The 16,929-nt window shown below is 54.4% G+C and carries 12 protein-coding genes; 5 read left to right on the forward strand and 7 right to left on the reverse strand.

Features of this window, described 5'->3' with window-relative positions; translation table 11 throughout:
- Positions 1–343: 343 nt before the first annotated feature.
- The 7 genes from HGO37_RS21865 to HGO37_RS21895 all read right to left on the reverse strand — a co-directional run bounded on the left by HGO37_RS21865 (position 344) and on the right by HGO37_RS21895 (position 10,296).
- Positions 344–2,146, reverse strand: a complete 1,803-nt coding sequence (locus HGO37_RS21865) for an aminopeptidase P family protein (RefSeq protein ID WP_250985205.1) — start codon at positions 2,144–2,146, stop codon at positions 344–346.
- Positions 2,147–2,162: 16 nt separating this feature from the next.
- The gene (locus tag HGO37_RS21870; RefSeq protein WP_250985206.1) at positions 2,163–3,464 is read right to left on the reverse strand and encodes an alpha/beta fold hydrolase; all 1,302 of its coding nucleotides are present in this window, start codon (positions 3,462–3,464) and stop codon (positions 2,163–2,165) included.
- 14 nt (positions 3,465–3,478) lie between these two features.
- Positions 3,479–4,435, reverse strand: a complete 957-nt coding sequence (locus HGO37_RS21875; protein ID WP_192489253.1) for an ABC transporter permease — start codon at positions 4,433–4,435, stop codon at positions 3,479–3,481.
- Positions 4,432–5,397, reverse strand: coding sequence for an ABC transporter permease (locus tag HGO37_RS21880; protein WP_192489252.1), 966 nt, complete (start codon positions 5,395–5,397; stop codon positions 4,432–4,434). Before HGO37_RS21880 ends, HGO37_RS21875 begins: the two co-directional genes overlap by 4 nt.
- Entirely contained in the window at positions 5,394–7,247 is a 1,854-nt protein-coding gene (locus HGO37_RS21885) for an ABC transporter ATP-binding protein (protein WP_250985207.1), read from the reverse strand. Before HGO37_RS21885 ends, HGO37_RS21880 begins: the two co-directional genes overlap by 4 nt.
- 160 nt (positions 7,248–7,407) lie before the next feature.
- On the reverse strand, positions 7,408–9,150 hold the full coding sequence (locus HGO37_RS21890) for an ABC transporter substrate-binding protein (protein WP_250985208.1): 1,743 nt from the start codon (positions 9,148–9,150) through the stop codon (positions 7,408–7,410).
- A 150-nt stretch (positions 9,151–9,300) separates the two neighbouring features.
- On the reverse strand, positions 9,301–10,296 hold the full coding sequence (locus HGO37_RS21895; protein WP_250985209.1) for a LacI family DNA-binding transcriptional regulator: 996 nt from the start codon (positions 10,294–10,296) through the stop codon (positions 9,301–9,303).
- A 182-nt stretch (positions 10,297–10,478) separates the two neighbouring features.
- Here HGO37_RS21895 and HGO37_RS21900 point away from each other — a divergent pair, with 182 nt between their 5' ends.
- From HGO37_RS21900 to HGO37_RS21920, 5 genes are all read left to right on the forward strand, one after another.
- Positions 10,479–11,723 (forward strand): ABC transporter substrate-binding protein, encoded by a 1,245-nt coding sequence (locus tag HGO37_RS21900; protein WP_250985210.1) that lies wholly within the window; start codon positions 10,479–10,481, stop codon positions 11,721–11,723.
- 173 nt (positions 11,724–11,896) lie between these two features.
- The gene (locus HGO37_RS21905) at positions 11,897–12,826 is read left to right on the forward strand and encodes a carbohydrate ABC transporter permease (protein ID WP_502941449.1); all 930 of its coding nucleotides are present in this window, start codon (positions 11,897–11,899) and stop codon (positions 12,824–12,826) included.
- Positions 12,823–13,692 carry a carbohydrate ABC transporter permease gene (locus tag HGO37_RS21910; protein WP_250985212.1) on the forward strand — a complete coding sequence of 290 codons (870 nt, stop codon included), beginning with the start codon at positions 12,823–12,825 and terminating at the stop codon, positions 13,690–13,692. Before HGO37_RS21905 ends, HGO37_RS21910 begins: the two co-directional genes overlap by 4 nt.
- Positions 13,693–13,723: 31 nt before the next feature.
- On the forward strand, positions 13,724–15,670 hold the full coding sequence (locus HGO37_RS21915) for a glycoside hydrolase family 127 protein (RefSeq protein ID WP_250985213.1): 1,947 nt from the start codon (positions 13,724–13,726) through the stop codon (positions 15,668–15,670).
- A gap of 9 nt (positions 15,671–15,679) precedes the next feature.
- Positions 15,680–16,777, forward strand: coding sequence for an ABC transporter ATP-binding protein (locus HGO37_RS21920; protein ID WP_250985214.1), 1,098 nt, complete (start codon positions 15,680–15,682; stop codon positions 16,775–16,777).
- The last annotated feature ends 152 nt before the right edge of the window (positions 16,778–16,929 follow it).

Here is a 16,929-nt window from a genome sequence, read left to right on the forward strand (position 1 = left end):
AGTGGCGTCATGCCATCAGTTGAGAAGCACGGAGACGTCGCGAGAGCTTCCTCGAGATATTCCGCTTCGGGTTGCACTATGTGGGCACATAGTTAATGTCTAATTAATGTGAGGGTGCAATTGATCGCCTATTAGTAGAGGGCAGTGAATTGAATATACTTGTAAATTTAGAAGTTTAGTCATGTTCGAGGCGAGCGCCGCCTCGTTTCATGCTTGGTTTTGACATTTTTTTGCCTTTTTTTAGGTTGTGTTTTTCCACCCCTTAATCGGCTGTAAAGGTTCGCACGTCTCTCCCTTCTCAAAAATGGGAGGTCTCGCGAAGTTTGCCGTGATTTTGTTGTCTTTATTGCGGACGTGTAATCGCCTGGGTTTGCTCCATCAGGAACGCAAGCGTCTCTTGCTTTACCCTTGATGAGAGCACCTCTCTCACAGTCCGATGGTAGTTGTTCAGGTAAAGAATTTCGTCGTCTGATAGTTTGGCAACATCGACGGCCGAGAGGTCGATAGGGACCAACGTCAAGGATGCAAATCCGCAAAACTTCGAGGAGACGGCAGTCACTTCGACCTGGTTTTCAATACGCAGCCCATATTCTCCGGCCGCATAATATCCAGGTTCGATCGTCATGATGTTGCCGGGCTCAAGCCCATAGGGATTGGCTGTCTTGGCAAAGCGGTGCGGGTATTCATGAATGAGAAGATTATGCCCTACACCATGCCCTGTGCCGTGATCATAATCGAGGCCGAGATCCCATAGAGGACGGCGGGCAAAGGCGTCCAATTGATGGCCCTGTGTGCCGATCGGCATTTTTGCCATGAGCAGTGACAGAAACCCTTTCAAAACGGCTGTGTAGGTCTGCCGCACGGCATCACTCGCCGTTCCCAGCATTAATGTGCGGGTTACATCTGTTGTGCCGTCTGTATATTGGCCTCCGGAATCAATCAGATACGGTGAGTGGCTGTCGATTGCAGCGTTGGTGTCTTCTGCGGAATTGTAGTGGCACATTGCAGCATTGGAGCCCGCTGCGGAAATCGAGCGGAAACTTGCTTCCAGAAAACCTGCGCCTTGCGCTCTGAATGCCAGCAATTTTGCTTCGGCCTCAAGTTCGGTCAGCGGATTTGCCGTGCCTTCACGCTCACGTCCTTCTTTCAGCACCCAGGCCAGGAAATTGGTGACGGCAACGCCATCCTCCACATGGCACCGACGGTAACCCTCCAGCTCGACAGCATTTTTGGATGCTTTCAAAATTGTCATTGGACTGGTTTTGCTCACTGTCTTGCCGCCAGAGGCTTCGACCGCGAGACGCACAGCAACAGGAGAAAACTGCGGATCAATCATAACGGTATTGCCGGACGCCAGTTCGCCGAGACGATCTATGAATGTGTCGGGCGACGATAGTTGCACGTTATCAAGTTCGAACGTCGAGAGATCGTTTCCGAGTTTGCGCGGATCAACGAACCACTCCGCTGCTCCATCGGATGATAGCGTCAGGAAGGAATGTGGCACGGGGTTCATAGGCACGTCTGAACCACGAACGTTCAAAAGCCATGCAATATTGTCTGGCAGTGTCTCCACGATGATGTCCGCACCGCTTTGAGTGATTGATGCGGCAATACGTTGTTTTTTGCTGTTCGAAGTCTCGCCTGCGACGCTCACTGGCATCGCGCGAACAGCTCCCAATGGCTTGCGTGGACGGTCTTTCCAGACCTGGTCGAAAATGTCGTCTGCTACAGGCGTAAGAACGGCGCCCACATCCGTCAGGGCGTTGGACATCCTGTTGTGCAGTTCACCATTGATCAACATCGGATCAAAGCCGATCTGCATGCCCCTCGTCGCATTGCCATGCATCCATCGGTCGATGGGCGCATTGTGCAGGTGATGAACCTCAAACAATGCCTGATCCACCTCGTGGCGCACCTGGATATCATAGCGTCCATCGACGAAAATCAGGGCTTTGTCTGCCATGACCAATGCCAGACCGGCAGAACCGGTGAAGCCAGTGATGAAAGCCAGGCAGTCGTCACGCGGTGCCGCCACTTCGCTTTGATGGGCATCTGCTCGGGGTACGACAAAGCCATCTAGCCCCTTGGAGGCCAAGACCGCACGAAGCGCGGCAAGCCGCGTTTTGATATCAGCAGAAGAGGTCATGCTAATTTGCTTTCATTCAGGAGAGCGGGCCGCCTTTGTCCCGGACCATATCAAGCAGGCGACGGAACACTCTGGAAGACTGGCGTACACCATCATGCTCATATTCGTTTGTAACCCATGCCTCGACATTGCCGGTGCGTTTCGCGGTGTCCAGCGACAGGCCCGCGTCGACATACATGTCATCAAAATAGACAGCGGCGGCCACTGGAACCTCGTTGCTGGCAAGCCGTGTGGTATCGTAGAGCTGGCTGTGGTTCTGGCGTTCGGCCAGAGCACGTGCGCCGGCACGGAATGGTTTGAGAGAACGGATTTCGTCAAACATCCATGAGAACATCATCTCGCCGGTGAATTGCAAAGGCCGTTTTGTTCCCTCGAAATCGGCAAACTCTGCGCGAATGCGTTCTGCTGCCCAATTGGTGGCACCTTGTCCTTGTGCGTAAATGCTTTCCTGCAGCACGGCAAAGAGCGGATTTCCATCATAAGATGTCAGGTTCATCACTGATGCCAGAAAATGATCAGACAGGCGATCCTCCGCGCTGGACGAAAAAGCCTCATCAACCAGCCAGTGAATGTTTTCAAAGCCGGGCGCCATGCCAAAATCGATGCCAACGGTCTGGAAGCGACGCACGGTCAGACGATCGCCATCCGGCAACCGAACATCATTGTTGGCGATGAAATCGGCAATCTTACCCACTTTGGCGCGATCGGCAGCGTAGCGTTCGTAATAACGAGCCGTTTTGGCAGCGACACGCGGATAGGTGCAGCGGTAGACATCATCTGCCGTCGCATCAATGCCAGCCAGACCACCAGTGACGTAGCAGGCAGACAGACCTTCAGGGGCCTTAGATAGATAGGTGAGCGTCAGGAAGCCACCATAACTCTGGCCAAGCGTCTCCCATTTTTTTCCGCCAAACAAGGTTTTGCGAATGTGCTCGCAATCCGCAACGATGCTGTCCGCACGGAAGCAGGCGAGATAATCCGCCGCCTTTGCGCCGTCGTCACCAAAACGAGCCATGGTGGCGCTTTCAATGCGGCTGCTGCGGCCCGTGCCGCGCTGGTCGACCAGAATGACACGGTGGCTTTTCAGCGCTTCAGCAAGCCAGGGGGGACCACCATTTGCCGGACGGGGAGATTTGCCGCCGGGGCCGCCCTGCAGAAACGCAAGCAGCGGCAGTGTAGCGTTGCGCTTGGTCGGGTCACATACCTCGCGTGCAAAGACCTCGATCGTTTCGCCATCCGGTTTGCTCCAGTCGAGCGGAACAGTGACGATGTGATCACGAATGAACATGCCGGGAATGACGTATTCGGAAAGAGCCATTTTATTTTCCGTTCCTATCTTCGAACCCTGGGGTCCAGAACAGCGTAAAGAAGATCGACGACGATATTTGTCACGACGATGAAAAGACCACCCAATAACACCACGCCAATGATGATCGGGCGATCCTGGTTGTTGACAGCCTGGACAGCCAGCGCACCGACACCCTGCAGGCCGTAAATCTGCTCGATGACGATGGCGCCGCCCAGAAGCAAGGCGATGTCGGCACCGAGTTGCGTTACCAGCGGCGTCAGGGTGCTGCGCAGACCGTGTTTAAAGAGAACGGTTCGCTCTGAAAGTCCCTTTGACCGGGCCGTGCGGATGTAATCCTCCCCCATGACCTGCAAAAGATGACCACGTGTGAGACGGGCATAGACCGCAGCTGTAACCAGCGCAAGCGTCATCCACGGCAGGAAGAGATGCCATGCCCAGATGATTGGATCTCTCAGGAACGGCTTGTAACCGCCGGCCGGAAACAGGGTGAACCCCGCCTGCTTGGGCAGAAAATAGAACACATAAAGCGACAGCATACCCAGAACGAAGGTCGGGAAACTGAGACCAAGCAAAATAAAACCTTGCCCCATGCGATCGCGAAAACCGCCGGGGTGTCGGGCAGACATCACCCCGATCGGAATCCCGATCAGCAGCCAGAAAATTACACCGCCGATAACCAATGAAACGGTGGCGGGAATTCTGTTGACGATGAGCTTGGTAACCGGCTGCTGGTTTCGATAGGAAAAGCCGAGATCACCCTGAACCGCTTTGCTGATGAATTTGAAATATTGCTCGGGGATCGGTCGATCCAGCCCGAGATTGGTGCGGATCTGGACCAGTTGCGCTTCAGTTGCCTTTTCTCCGGCGATGACGCGGGCAGGATCTCCGGGCGCAACAAAGAACAGAAAGAACACGAAACCGCTGAGGGTGAAAAGGATCAGTGCTGAAAAGCCCAGTCTTTTTAAGAGGTAACGGATCATGGCTTTCCTGCCTTTCCGGCTTTTTTCAAAAACCGGCTCATGCGAACGGGGCGAGCTTTCGGATCAAGCGCATCACGCAGTCCATCGCCCAGAATGTTGAAGGCAAGTGTCGTGAATAGCAGCGCCATGCCCGGGAACACCACCAGCCACCACGCCACAAGATAAATCGAGTTGGTGGCCGCATCGGCCAGCATGCCGCCCCAGCTCGGCGTTGGTGGCACAATGCCCAGCCCAAGGAAGGAAAGAGTTGCTTCAAACACGATGGCGCTCGGGATCATCATCGTGGTGTAGACGATGATGGGTACGCTCAGATTGGGCAGAATATCCCGCAGCATGATGGACACCGGACCTGCTCCCAATGAGCGGCTGGCTTCGACAAATTCACGACGACGAAGCGAATTGACCTCGGCGCGTATGACACGGCCCATCGTCGTCCAGCTGAAGAACACGATAACCCCGACACTGAGGCCCAGACTTGGTCCGAACACCGAAACAAGAGCCAAAGCGCAAAGCAGGAAAGGCACGCTCATGACGAGGTCCATCAGGCGGCTCAGAACCATATCGGTTGCCCCGCCGACATAACCGGCAATCATGCCAATCGTCAGGCCAATGAAGGCGGCAGCCAGCGATGCCAGAACGCCAACCAGCAAGGAGACGCGCGCGCCGTATGCGAGACGGACAATAACGTCACGGCCCAGATGGTCGGTGCCCAGCGTAAATTCATCGTTCGGGGCGACCGGCAGGCCCATTTCGCTTAGGCCGGTTGTCCGGTACTGCTCAATAGGAGAGTGCCCTGTCGCATTTTCGATCAACGGTGCGCAAATGGCGATGACGATGAGTGCCAGGATAAAAATCAGCGCAATGACGCTGGCACGATCTCTGGAAAAGCGACGCATTGTCAGCTCTAAAGGGCCGCGCTGAATAACCGTCGTTTCTGGTGTGGTTTGTGTTGTGTCGGTCATGCAGCCTCTCCCGGAATGGAGCGGATCAACTGCCTGTCTTGCGCAACAACCGTGTTCGGGGTGTGGATGGACGCGGCAATCAGCGTTTTTGTGTAGGGATCCTGCGGGTCGGAATAGATGCTTTCTGCATCAGCAAGCTCGACGATCTGCCCTTTGTTCATCACCGCGATGCGGTTGCACACGTGTCGTACGACGGAAAGATCGTGGGAGATGAACAGATAGGTCAGATTCAACTCCTGTTGCAGTTCCCGCATCAGATTCAGCACCTGTGCCTGAATGGAGACATCCAGGGCAGAAACCGGTTCGTCAAAGATGATAAGTTCAGGGTTGAGTGCAAGGGCGCGGGCAATGCCGATACGCTGCCGCTGACCGCCTGAAAACTCGGATGGAAAACGGTTATAATGTTCTGGGTTAAGCCCGACTTTTTCCATTAATGTCTGAACGGCCTGCTTGCGCCGGTTTCCCGCAAATACGCCGTGGATGCGAAAGGGGTCGCCGATGATGGAGCTGACGCGTCGACGTGGATTGAGGGAGCCGAACGGATCCTGAAACACCAGCTGAATGCGCTTTCGCATCTCACGCCATTCGCGACCGCTGAGGGCTTGAAGAGATTTTCCTTCGACCATAACGCTGCCGTCGGTTGCCGGTATCAGGCCAGCCAGAACACGTGCCAGTGTTGATTTCCCGCAGCCGGATTCTCCGACCAGGCCCAGCGTCTCTCCCTTGTAGAGATCGAGATCAATGCCTTTCAGCACCTCCAGCGTATTGCCCGGTCCGAATGGGCCGCCGAGATTATAGCTCAGCTTGACGTTGCGCGCTTCAATGACCTTGGCCGGTGCCGTGACCATGTCGACTTGCGAGGTCACGGCCAAGGTATTCTGCTTTTCTTTCAATGATGCAGGTATTTCGAGCCAACAGAGGCTTTGCGTTTCGTCATTGAAAATTCGAAGCGGTGGTGGATTGGCGCAGATTTCCTGCGCCTGCGGACAGCGGGCTTTGAACACGCAACCTTTTGACAGGTGAATAAGGCTTGGCGGCCGGCCGGGGATCGGCACCAGTTCTGCACCCGGTGTGTAATTGGCCGGAGACGAATTCAGCAGCCCAGCGGTGTAGGGGTGCGCTGGCTGGGAGAAAAGCGCGTTGCTGGAGGCGAGCTCCATGCGATTGCCCGCATACATCACCATGACATGGTCAGCGATACTGGAAAGCAGGCCGAGATCATGGGTGATCATGATGACGGTGGTGCCGCGCTCGCGACGCATCTCATTGAGTAGTTCGATAATTTGCGCCTGAACGGTGACATCAAGGGCTGTCGTTGGTTCGTCGGCAATGACCAGCGGCGGATTAAGCACAAGTGCCATGGCAATCATTACACGCTGACGCATGCCACCGGAGAACTGGTGAGGATAACTGTTAAAACGGCTGGCGGCATTGGGTATGCCCACTCGCTCAAGCATGGCAATGGCCCGCTTTTTTGCCTCGTCGGCCGAGACGCGCTCATGGGCATGGATCATCTCTGTGATCTGCGAGCCGATGGTGTAATAGGGATGCAGGCTGGACAGTGGATCCTGGAAGATCATGCCAATGCGCGCGCCGCGATAGCTGCGCATTTCCTTTTGGGAAAGGGTCAGCAGGTTCTTGCCCTGAAACAGGACTTCGCCGGTAATCTCGGCGTTGGGCAGCAGGCCCATGACGGCTTGCGTCAAGACACTTTTTCCAGAGCCAGATTCGCCGGCAATACCGAAAAGTTCCCCCTGTCTTACTTCAAAAGAAACATTTCTGGCTGCCTGAACAATGCCGTCTTCCGTCGGGATTTGGATGTTCAGATTGCGGGTTTCCAGAATGGGCATCGATCAATTCCCTGAACTCAAAAGTTGCAAAGGCGTGACCATGCTTTGACGATAGCTGGTCCACACCATTGGAACAAACAACAAGGGAGGCGAATGGTCGCCTCCGCACGTCCTGTCGGGACGAAAAAGGCCACCTGCAATGTGCAGGCGGCCTTTGTGATTAGCGATCCAGCCAGACGTTGGTCCAGTCACCCTGTGCACCAATGGCATAAGGCTGGAAGTTCTGCACAGCCTCACCATGGTAGAGAACGACCTGTTCGGAGATGAACGGAACGATTGGTGCGTCCTTCATGACCAGTTCGTCAACTTTGGCCCAAAGCTTGGCAGCTTCGTCCGGTGTTGTGGCGTTTATGGCCTGCTGGGCGAAGGAGTTCGCTTCCTCGTTATTATAGTCGGTGTAGTTATAGGTCTGGTGCGTGCCATTATATGTGAACTGCGGCTGGAAGACCGAGCGTGCAGCACCACCAACCCAGTCAGGAGACCAGCCAACCGGGGCAATGTCCCAGTTTCCTTCCTTGGTGTTGAGCGGGTTGGTCATGAATTTGGAGTAGTAGTCGGCAGGTGCGACCGGCGTCAGTTCAATCTCGATACCGGCTTTCTTCATGCTGGCCTGGATTGTCTGGGCGATAGCAGGCTCCGCATTCTGGTTGCGGTAAGGCATTTTCAACGTGATGCCATCAGGGAAACCGGCCTCAGCAAGCAGAGCCTTCGCTTTTTCAGGATCGCCCTTTGAACCTTCCGACGGGTAGAGGTCGAAGTCGTGATAACCGAGGACACCGGGGCCAAAAATACCATGCTGCGGCTTGGCAACGGTTGGGCCACCACGCTGCTGCACGGTTGCGGCCTTGTCGATGGCATATTGAAGCGCCTGGCGGACTCGCAGGTCTTTCAAAGCGCCTTTGTTGTTCTCGGAAACGGTGTTGATGAAGATGAAGGCGGTACGGCCAACCGACATGGTCATCAGCTTTTCATCGCTGGCAGTCGTCAGCATGTGCAACGTTGCAGGCGGAATAACGATGTCATAGGTCATGTCGCCATCACCGGCCTGCAACTGCTGGATGGCTGCATCAGGCTGGATGCCGAAGGTGATTTCCACTTCATCGACATAGGCTTTGCGAAGCGGGTCGGATTCTGCTTTCCAGGATGGATTGCGCACCAGCTGAAGGCGGCTGTCCGGCACATATTCGCCAATGGTATACGGACCGCTGGAGATGAAGTTGGAGCGATAGTCAGGACCGTCAGGCATGTAGTCGAGAACTTCAACCGGTGCCGGAGCCGCTGTTGGCAGGGAAAGCATGTAGACGAAGTCACCGGCTTTTTCGGTCAGGTTGATGACGACAGTTTTCTCATCAGGGCTTTCGATGCCAGAGATGTCATTGCCTTCAATATAGGCCTTCATTGCTTCGGCGGTTGGTTCAACCTTGGCGAAACCGTCGCAGAACTCGCGCATGCCCTTGATCAGGTCGACGTAATAGGTCAGCGCAGCCGAACCCAGTGATGGGTTGCACATGCGCTTCATGCCACGCTCGAAGTCCTGCGAGGTGATTGCGCGTTCGCCTGACGGTGTGTTCCAGGTCACACCATCGCGCAGGGTGAAGGTATAGGTCAGGCCGTCATTGGTCGGCTGGGGAACTTCTGTCGCAAGGTCGCCTTTTGGCTCAAGGCGGGCGTTCTCATCGGTCGATGCTTCGTAGCTGATCAACTGGCGGCTAACTGCGCGCAGGAAATTGTTGGTGGTCACCAAGGCGCCGGAGGTCGGGTCAAAATGGTCGACATCAGCTGTTCCGAGAATTCGTAGCACGCCGCCGGCCTGTGGATCGGCTGCCAGTGTCAGCGTCGAGCAGGATGCCGCAAGTATAAAAGCAGCGAGACCCAATGCGTGTTTTTTTGTCCGAAAGCTCATGTGTCCAATCCCTCTTTGAAGTTCCCTGATTGTTACGGCGTCTTAGATGAGGCCGCTGACGTCGCATTCTGGACAATCTCAACAGACTGTCAACTTATTTGTCGACAGATTGCCCACAAAAGAATTTGGGACAATTTTTCCAGTACCTTATCAGCAGGATTGGCGAGCAATCAGGCTGCAACGCAGCTTGCGCGTACCACCAACTGTCGTCTCTCCTTTTGAAAGCGCCAGCACGGCGAGCCCTGCCTGTCTGCCCAATTCCTTCAATTCCATGTCGATCGTGGTCAGCGCTGGCCGGGTCTGTTCAGCGACGATTTCCCAGTTGTCGAAGCCAACAACAGAGACGTCTTTCGGGATCTGGATGTTGCGATCGCGGAGTGCATCAATCACACCGCGGGCGATCTGGTCGTTTCCGCAAAATATGCCATCCGGGGCAGGGGTGTCTCGTGACCAAAGGCGCTCGACGGCGTCATGCCCCCAAGTCTCTGTCCATTCGCCAAACAAGGTGGGTTCGCTGTCGCCGCAAATCCGGTGATAGGCGCTGGATCGGGCGCGCGCTGCGCGAAAATCTTCCGGCCCGGTAATGTGAACGATGCGTTTGCGTCCCTTTTCAATCAGGTGATTGACGGCAAGTCGTGCGCCCTGTTCATCATCCGGGATGATCGTGACGCTGCCTGGTGGCCCCTCGGCGAAGACATAGACCACAGGAATAGGCAGGTTCGACAAGTCCATTGGTGGTCTACGGTCAAGCCGGGTCGCCGAGAAGATGATGCCATCGACCTGTTTGTCGAGCAAAGCCTCGACATGCAGTCTGGCAAGCTCCGGATTGTCATTGGTGGCGCAGAGAAAGACCGAAACCCCGTTGTCGAACAGCGCCTCGGAGGCACCTGCCATCATCGGAAGCGAGAATCGGCCGTAGGTATCGTTGGTCAGCAAGCCGATTGTCAGGCTTCGACGGCTTAACAGTCCGCGGGCAAGGGCGTTGGGCCGAAACCCTATTTCTGTGGCAATCCGCTTGACCCGTTCGCGGGTATCCGGATGCATCCGGCCGTTGTCGTTGAGAGCTTTTGAGGCTGTCGAAATACTGACGCCTGCCGCTTTCGCGACATCGTGAATTGTCTTGCGTCGCGATATTTGAGGTTTCAACCAATTACTCCCTGTCATTTTGAGAAAACCTTTTATCAAACGATTTCAACGTTGGGAAAAGGTTTTCTCACATTTCTCACATTTTTCTGGCTACACACTGTCGACAACGAAAAAAATCTAGAATAGCGTTTCCCTCACGTCAACCGGACAAGGGTTTTGACGACAACCAAAAGGGGAATGCGATGCACAAGACCAAACTCATGCTCGCGGCACTTTCGCTTGCAGCATCCACGTCTATCGCAAGTGCGGAAGAGATTTCACTGTGGGTGCGTACGTCATCTGCAGCAGTACTTCAGGGGCTGGCAGATCAGTATAATGCAGCCCATGATGACAAGGTTATCGTAACACCAATCACGGCAGAGCAGATGGTGCCAAAGCTGGGTGCTGCCATTGCCGGTGGTGCACCGCCGGATGGTGCTGTGCTTGACCTGATCTACCTGCCGACCTTTGCTGCCAATGAAAGCCTTGAGGACATCACTGACTTCGTGAAGGGGCTGCCTTACGCTGACGCTTTGAGCCCGTCACATATTCGTCTGGCGACCTATGAGGACAAGATTTACGGTGTGCCTGCACTGCCAGATGCCTCAATCATCGCTTACAACACCGAATTGTTTGAAAAGGCTGGCCTTGATCCGAAGAAAGCACCTACCACCCTTGAGGAAGTCGCTGAGTCTGCCAAAAAAATCCACGCCCTTGGTAATGATACCTACGGTTTCTATTTTGTCGCAAACTCCGGTAGCTGGCTGATTTACGACTTCCTGCCGCATCTGTGGGCGGCAAATGCGGATATTCTCTCCGAAGATGGACGTGAAGCGACGGTCGATACACCGGCATTGCGTGACACCTTCGCCGCCTATCGCGACATGTGGAAGGCTGGGGCCATTCATCCGACATCCCGTTCGGGCAATGGCAATAACGCCGTTGAAGCTTTTGCGTCGGGCAAGGTCGGCGTTCTCATGACCGGCTCCTACATCGTCAATCTTTTGACCAGCAAATATCCCGATGTGAAATTTGATGTTGCGCCGATCCCTGGTCCAAAGGGTGGCGTTTCGAGCTTTGCTGGCGGCGATACTCTGGCCCTCATTAAGGGTGTCAGTGAGGAAAAGAAGAAAGTGGCACTGGATTTTGTCAACTTCTACATGCAGCCTGAGCAGCAGGTCTACATCACCAAGGAATCCGGCATGCCGCCCCGTACAGATGTGGCCGACCAGGCCTACGCCCAGTTCGACAAGCGTAACCTGATTGCCTATGACGTGCTGGCAAAGGCCAAGACGCCTTATACTTTCTCGTCGGATGAGCTGTTCGTCAGCCGCACCGGTCCATTCCTGAATCTTATTCAGAGTGCGATCTTCGGTGACGATGTCGATGGTTCGATCAAAAAGGCGCAGGACGAGTTTACCAAGATTCTTGAGCGCACCAATCCTTGACTTGAGAGCAGGGCCGGTGATGTCTGCCGGCCCATTCCCAATGAATTGAAAGTTTGTTTCGCCTCGTTTGTTGATGGCGAAATACCGACCGGACATTCTGGTTCAGGCAGCGCGATCTGGACCAGATGATCTGACGCAATCCATCCACGCTTAGAGAAGGACTTTGCACCGTGGTGTCCAAGTTCCCGACCAAAGAAGCGAGTTCCGACAAAACCGGCGTTCATGAACGCGAGCCACACGGCTGGCTCGGGCTTGTTTTTCTGTTGCCCAGCATGGTGCTTATCATCGGGCTGTTTCTCATTCCGCTCATCATGACCGTGTGGATGAGCCTTTACCACTGGCCATTGCTTGGTCGTAAGAAGTTCATTGGCCTTGAAAACTATGTCGAGTTGATGGGCGATACGCAGCTATGGAACTCGCTTGGGTTCACATTGCTCTACACAGTATTGGTAACAGCTGCGATCCTGCTTGTTGCTTTCCCGCTGGCATTGCTGGTTGACCGGCCGTTGCGCAGCGCATCGTTTTTCCGCACGGTTTATTTCATGCCGGTTGTGACGGGTTTTGGTGCCGCGTCGACCTTGTGGATGTGGCTGCTTAATCCCGACAGTGGCGTATTTTCAAGACTTCTGTTGGGGCTTGGCCTTGTCGATAGTGCGCCGCGCCCGCTTGAAAATTTCTGGCCGGCTCTTGCGGTGATCATTCTGATGGTTGTGTGGAAGACTGCCGGTTTCACCATGGTCATTCTGCTGACCGGTCTGCAAAGCATATCGCCTGATGTCGTCGAGGCTGCCAAGATCGATGGTGCAAGTGTGTTCAGTCGGTTTCGCCGGATTACATTGCCGTTGATGCGCAATTCGCTGCTTCTGGCGCTCATTCTCAACATCACATCGTCGATGCTGGCCTTTGACCAGTTCTTCATCATCACGCAGGGCGGACCGGGCAACAGTACCATTTCGGCAGTGTTTTCCATCTACTTGGCATCGTTCTCGTCATATCGGCTTGGTTACGGTTCAGCTTTGTCTTTCGCGTTGCTCGTTGTTCTCGTCGCCATCAGTTCCATCCAGCTCAGCTTCATGCGTCAACGTCCGGAGGAAGGTCGATGAAGATTTTTTATTCCAACGGTCAGGACAAAACCGTCGCGGAACGGCTGGGCCACATCACCTTCATTCTGGTCTCGCTGCTGTTCGCCATCTTCTTCCTGATGCCGATCATCTGGTCTTTCGCCAATTCGTTTAAACCGGCGGCTGAGGCGCTGGCCAATCCGGTGGCGCTGTTTTCAAAAGCGTTCTCGCTGGAGAACTATCGTCGTCTCGAAGGCGTCGGGGCTGGCTGGTATGTCTATGCCAGCAATTCCGTCCTGATCGCGCTTGGCACAATTTTGTTGACGGTCCTGGTGGCTGTACCCGCCGGTTACGGGTTTTCGAAATTCCGCTTTCCCGGACAGTCGCTGATCTTTGTTATTGTCATGGCAACGATGATGATCCCGTTCCAGTCCATTCTGACGCCGCTGTTCCTGATCCTGAAGTTTTTAGGGCTGCAGAACAACCTGTTCGGATTGGTGCTGGTCTATACGACCTTCCAGCTGCCGTTTTCCATTTTCATGATGCGCAATGCCTTTGATGCGGTACCCGGCGCTTTGATCGAGGCGGCGCGTATTGATGGCGCGTCACAATGGACGCTGTTGCGTCGCATCCTGCTGCCCCTTGCGCTGCCGGGCGTGGCAACCGTTGCGATGTTTGCATTCCTCAATTCGTGGAACGAGTTTCTGGCGGCGCTGATTTTCCTGTCGGACCAGAACAAGTTCACGCTTCCCATCATGCTCGTCAATGTGTCCTCGGGCATTTACGGCATCATCGATTGGGGGGCGCTACAGGCCGGTATTACCGTGACCATGGTGCCGTGCATCCTGCTTTTTCTCGCTTTGCAACGTTATTATGTGCGCGGCCTGACCGCTGGCGCCGTCAAGTAAATCCGCAGTGACCCTGTGATAAGGAGTTCTTATGTCTTCATCTCTCAAACAGACCGTCAGCCAGTCAGAGCGCCGTTTCAAGCGGTTGGTCCCAGTTGATCATTCCAGCGTTTCTTTTGACGGCGGTTTCTGGAAAAGCTGGTCCGACACGGTTCGAAATGTCACCATTCCCACGCAGCACAAGCGCCTTGAAGAAGAAGGTTTTCTTGAGGTGCTGGATTTCGACAAGCCTGCCGGTCCTCTTGCCCGTCCGATCCAGCCGAGCGGCCTTTCCATGCAGCATTTCTTCGATTCCGACTTCGGAAAATGGATAGAGGCTGCAAGCTATACGCTCAAAAAACATCCTAATCCGGATGTGGAGGCTAAGATCGACGCAATCGTTAATAAGCTCGAGCAGGGACAGATGGCCGATGGCTATCTCAACAGCTGGTTCATTCGCAGGGAACCTGAAAACCGCTGGACCAACCTGCGTGACCTGCATGAAATGTATTCCATGGGGCATTTGCTGGAAGGTGCCGTCGCTTATTTCGAAACAACCGGCAAGCGCAAGTTTCTGGATGTGATGATCCGCGCTGTCGACCATATTGCCGATACTTTCGGCACGGAGCCGGGCAAGTTGCGCGGTTACGATGCCCATGAAGAAATCGAGCTAGCGCTGGTCAAGCTTTATCGCGTCACCAAGGATCCGCGCCACCTGAAACTCGCCACCTATTTTGTCGATGAGCGTGGCCAGATGCCGTCCTATTATGACGAAGAAGCGCGCAAGCGCGGTGATGATCCCACAAAATATGTCTACCAGACCTACGCTTACAGCCAGGCGCATATGCCGGTGCGTGAGCAGACCCAGGTGGTCGGTCACGCCGTGCGCGCGATGTATCTGTTTTCTGCCATGGCGGATCTTGCCTATGAAAATGACGACCAGAGCCTGAAAGATGCCTGTGATCGCCTGTTCGATAACCTGACGGGACGCCAGCTTTACGTCACCGGTGGTCTTGGGCCATCGGCCTCAAACGAGGGTTTTACCCGCGAATACGACCTACCCAATGAAACGGCTTATGCTGAAACCTGCGCGGCTGTAGCGCTTGGTTTCTGGAGCCACCGCATGGCGCAGATCGATCTTGACAGCAAGTTCACCGATGCGCTGGAAACAGTGTTGTTTAATGGTGCGCTGTCAGGCATTTCGCGGGATGGCGAGCATTATTTCTATGAGAATGCACTGGAAAGCCACGGACAGCATCGCCGCTGGAAATGGCATTATTGCCCTTGCTGCCCGACCAATATCGCTCGATTTATCGCGTCGCTTGGTCAGTATTTTTATTCCGCCAACGAAGATACGCTGGCGGTCCATCTCTACGGTGAAAATAGCTCTGAACTGACAATCGGAGACAGTTTCCTGCGTTTGCGGCAGCAAACCGCCTATCCGTGGGATGGCGATATCAAACTGTCAATTGGTCTGTCTGCCACAAGCACATTTACACTGAAGCTGCGTATTCCCGGCTGGTGCCGTTCGTCGAAGGTCAGCATTAACGGCGAGTGTGTCGACATCACTTCATCTACCGAGAAGGGGTATGTCTCGATTTCTCGTGCGTGGAAGGATGGCGACGAAATTCGCCTTTCCTTCGATATGCCGGTGGAGCGTCTTTATGCCAATCCGGCTGTTGGTGAAGATGCCGGTCGTGTTGCCCTGCGACGTGGTCCGGTTGTCTATTGTGTTGAGCAAGCCGATCTTGGCAGCGAACCGCAGCAGCTTCGCGTAACGCCACAGGCCAGCATTACCCCGCGTTTCGATGCGGACTTCTTAGGCGGCGCAACGGTACTTGAGGGAGATGCGCTGGAAGCAGACACATCGTCCTGGAAAGGAACGCTCTATCGCACCGCACCGGCCGAACTGAAAACCCGGTCTTTCAAGGCAATTCCATATCATCTCTGGGCCAATCGTGAAGAAGGTGCGATGCAGGTCTGGCTGGCTGAGAAGTAGGAGCGGTCGATGGCAAGATTACAGCTTAAAAACGTCATCAAATCCTATGGAATCTACGAGGCTGTGCGCGGCATTGATCTCGAGATCGAGGATAAGGAATTCGTGGTTTTTGTCGGTCCGTCCGGGTGCGGAAAGTCCACGACGTTGCGAATGATCGCCGGTCTGGAGCATATTTCCGGCGGTGAGATCATTATCGATGATCAGGTGGTCAATAAACTTGGTCCGGGCAAGCGCGATATCGCCATGGTGTTTCAGAACTATGCACTTTATCCGCATATGACCGTGCGCGATAACATCTCCTTTTGCCTGGAGCAGCAGCGCCTGCCAAAGCCAGAAATTGAACAACGCATCAAACAGGCGGCGGAGACACTACATATCAGTGATCTCCTGGATCGTCGCCCTGGCCAGCTTTCAGGTGGCCAGAGGCAACGCGTTGCTATGGGGCGCGCCATCGTGCGCAACCCCAAGGTCTTTCTATTTGACGAGCCCTTGTCGAACCTTGATGCCAAATTACGTGTGAAAATGCGCACTGAAATTAAGCGGCTGCACCAGCTTTTGCCGACCACGACTGTTTATGTGACCCACGATCAGATCGAAGCCATGACAATGGCTGACCGGGTCGTGGTGATGAACCAGGGATTGGTCGAACAGGCAGGTCCACCACAGGAGCTTTATCTCAATCCGGCCAGTAAATTTGTCGCCGGTTTTATCGGTTCGCCATCAATGAACTTTCTCGAGGCGAGATTGGAAGGTGGGACCGATGGATTGGTGGTGGTTCTGAAAGACGGCAAACGACTTGCTGTACCATTGGAGAAAGCCGCGCGTTACGTGTCTCATGTCGGCAAGGCAGTGACATTTGGCATTCGCCCCGAGTCCATTTCAGCACGGCAGGACCGTCCAGATTATGTTCCGGTCGATGTCACGATTGATTTGGTCGAGCCGCTCGGTGCTTCAACCATGATCTATTTTAATGTTGGTGCGGCAGGTCTGTGCGCCAGCATCGAGCCGCAGGATGGATTGCGGGCAGGGGTTGTCATGCCGCTCTCCCTCAACATGAACCAGATGCATCTTTTTGATGCCGAGACAGGCCGTTCATTGGCAAACTGAGGGTAGCTAACAAAACCAGTCGTTTGATGTCGGATCGCAATTTCAGATTTCCATCAGCAGAAAATTCTAATTGAAGCCTCATCATTGATCATTACAAAGCGCGGCAGTTCCTGCCGCGTTTTCATGTTTATAGGGCTGTTGAATAATACGTT

Source organism: Rhizobium sp. CG4 (genome assembly GCF_023701965.1).
In the GTDB taxonomy this organism is placed as follows: Bacteria; Pseudomonadota; Alphaproteobacteria; order Rhizobiales; family Rhizobiaceae; genus Agrobacterium.

What these genes read in the sequence shown, in the direction of transcription:
- HGO37_RS21865 (WP_250985205.1), bottom strand. Translation starts at nt 2,146, where the DNA reads ATGACCTCTTCTGCTGATATCAAAACGCGGCTTGCCGCGCTTCGTGCG.
- HGO37_RS21870 (WP_250985206.1), bottom strand. Translation starts at nt 3,464, where the DNA reads ATGGCTCTTTCCGAATACGTCATTCCCGGCATGTTCATTCGTGATCAC.
- HGO37_RS21875 (WP_192489253.1), bottom strand. Translation starts at nt 4,435, where the DNA reads ATGATCCGTTACCTCTTAAAAAGACTGGGCTTTTCAGCACTGATCCTT.
- HGO37_RS21880 (WP_192489252.1), bottom strand. Translation starts at nt 5,397, where the DNA reads ATGACCGACACAACACAAACCACACCAGAAACGACGGTTATTCAGCGC.
- HGO37_RS21885 (WP_250985207.1), bottom strand. Translation starts at nt 7,247, where the DNA reads ATGCCCATTCTGGAAACCCGCAATCTGAACATCCAAATCCCGACGGAA.
- HGO37_RS21890 (WP_250985208.1), bottom strand. Translation starts at nt 9,150, where the DNA reads ATGAGCTTTCGGACAAAAAAACACGCATTGGGTCTCGCTGCTTTTATA.
- HGO37_RS21900 (WP_250985210.1), top strand. Translation starts at nt 10,479, where the DNA reads ATGCACAAGACCAAACTCATGCTCGCGGCACTTTCGCTTGCAGCATCC.
- HGO37_RS21910 (WP_250985212.1), top strand. Translation starts at nt 12,823, where the DNA reads ATGAAGATTTTTTATTCCAACGGTCAGGACAAAACCGTCGCGGAACGG.
- HGO37_RS21915 (WP_250985213.1), top strand. Translation starts at nt 13,724, where the DNA reads ATGTCTTCATCTCTCAAACAGACCGTCAGCCAGTCAGAGCGCCGTTTC.
- HGO37_RS21920 (WP_250985214.1), top strand. Translation starts at nt 15,680, where the DNA reads ATGGCAAGATTACAGCTTAAAAACGTCATCAAATCCTATGGAATCTAC.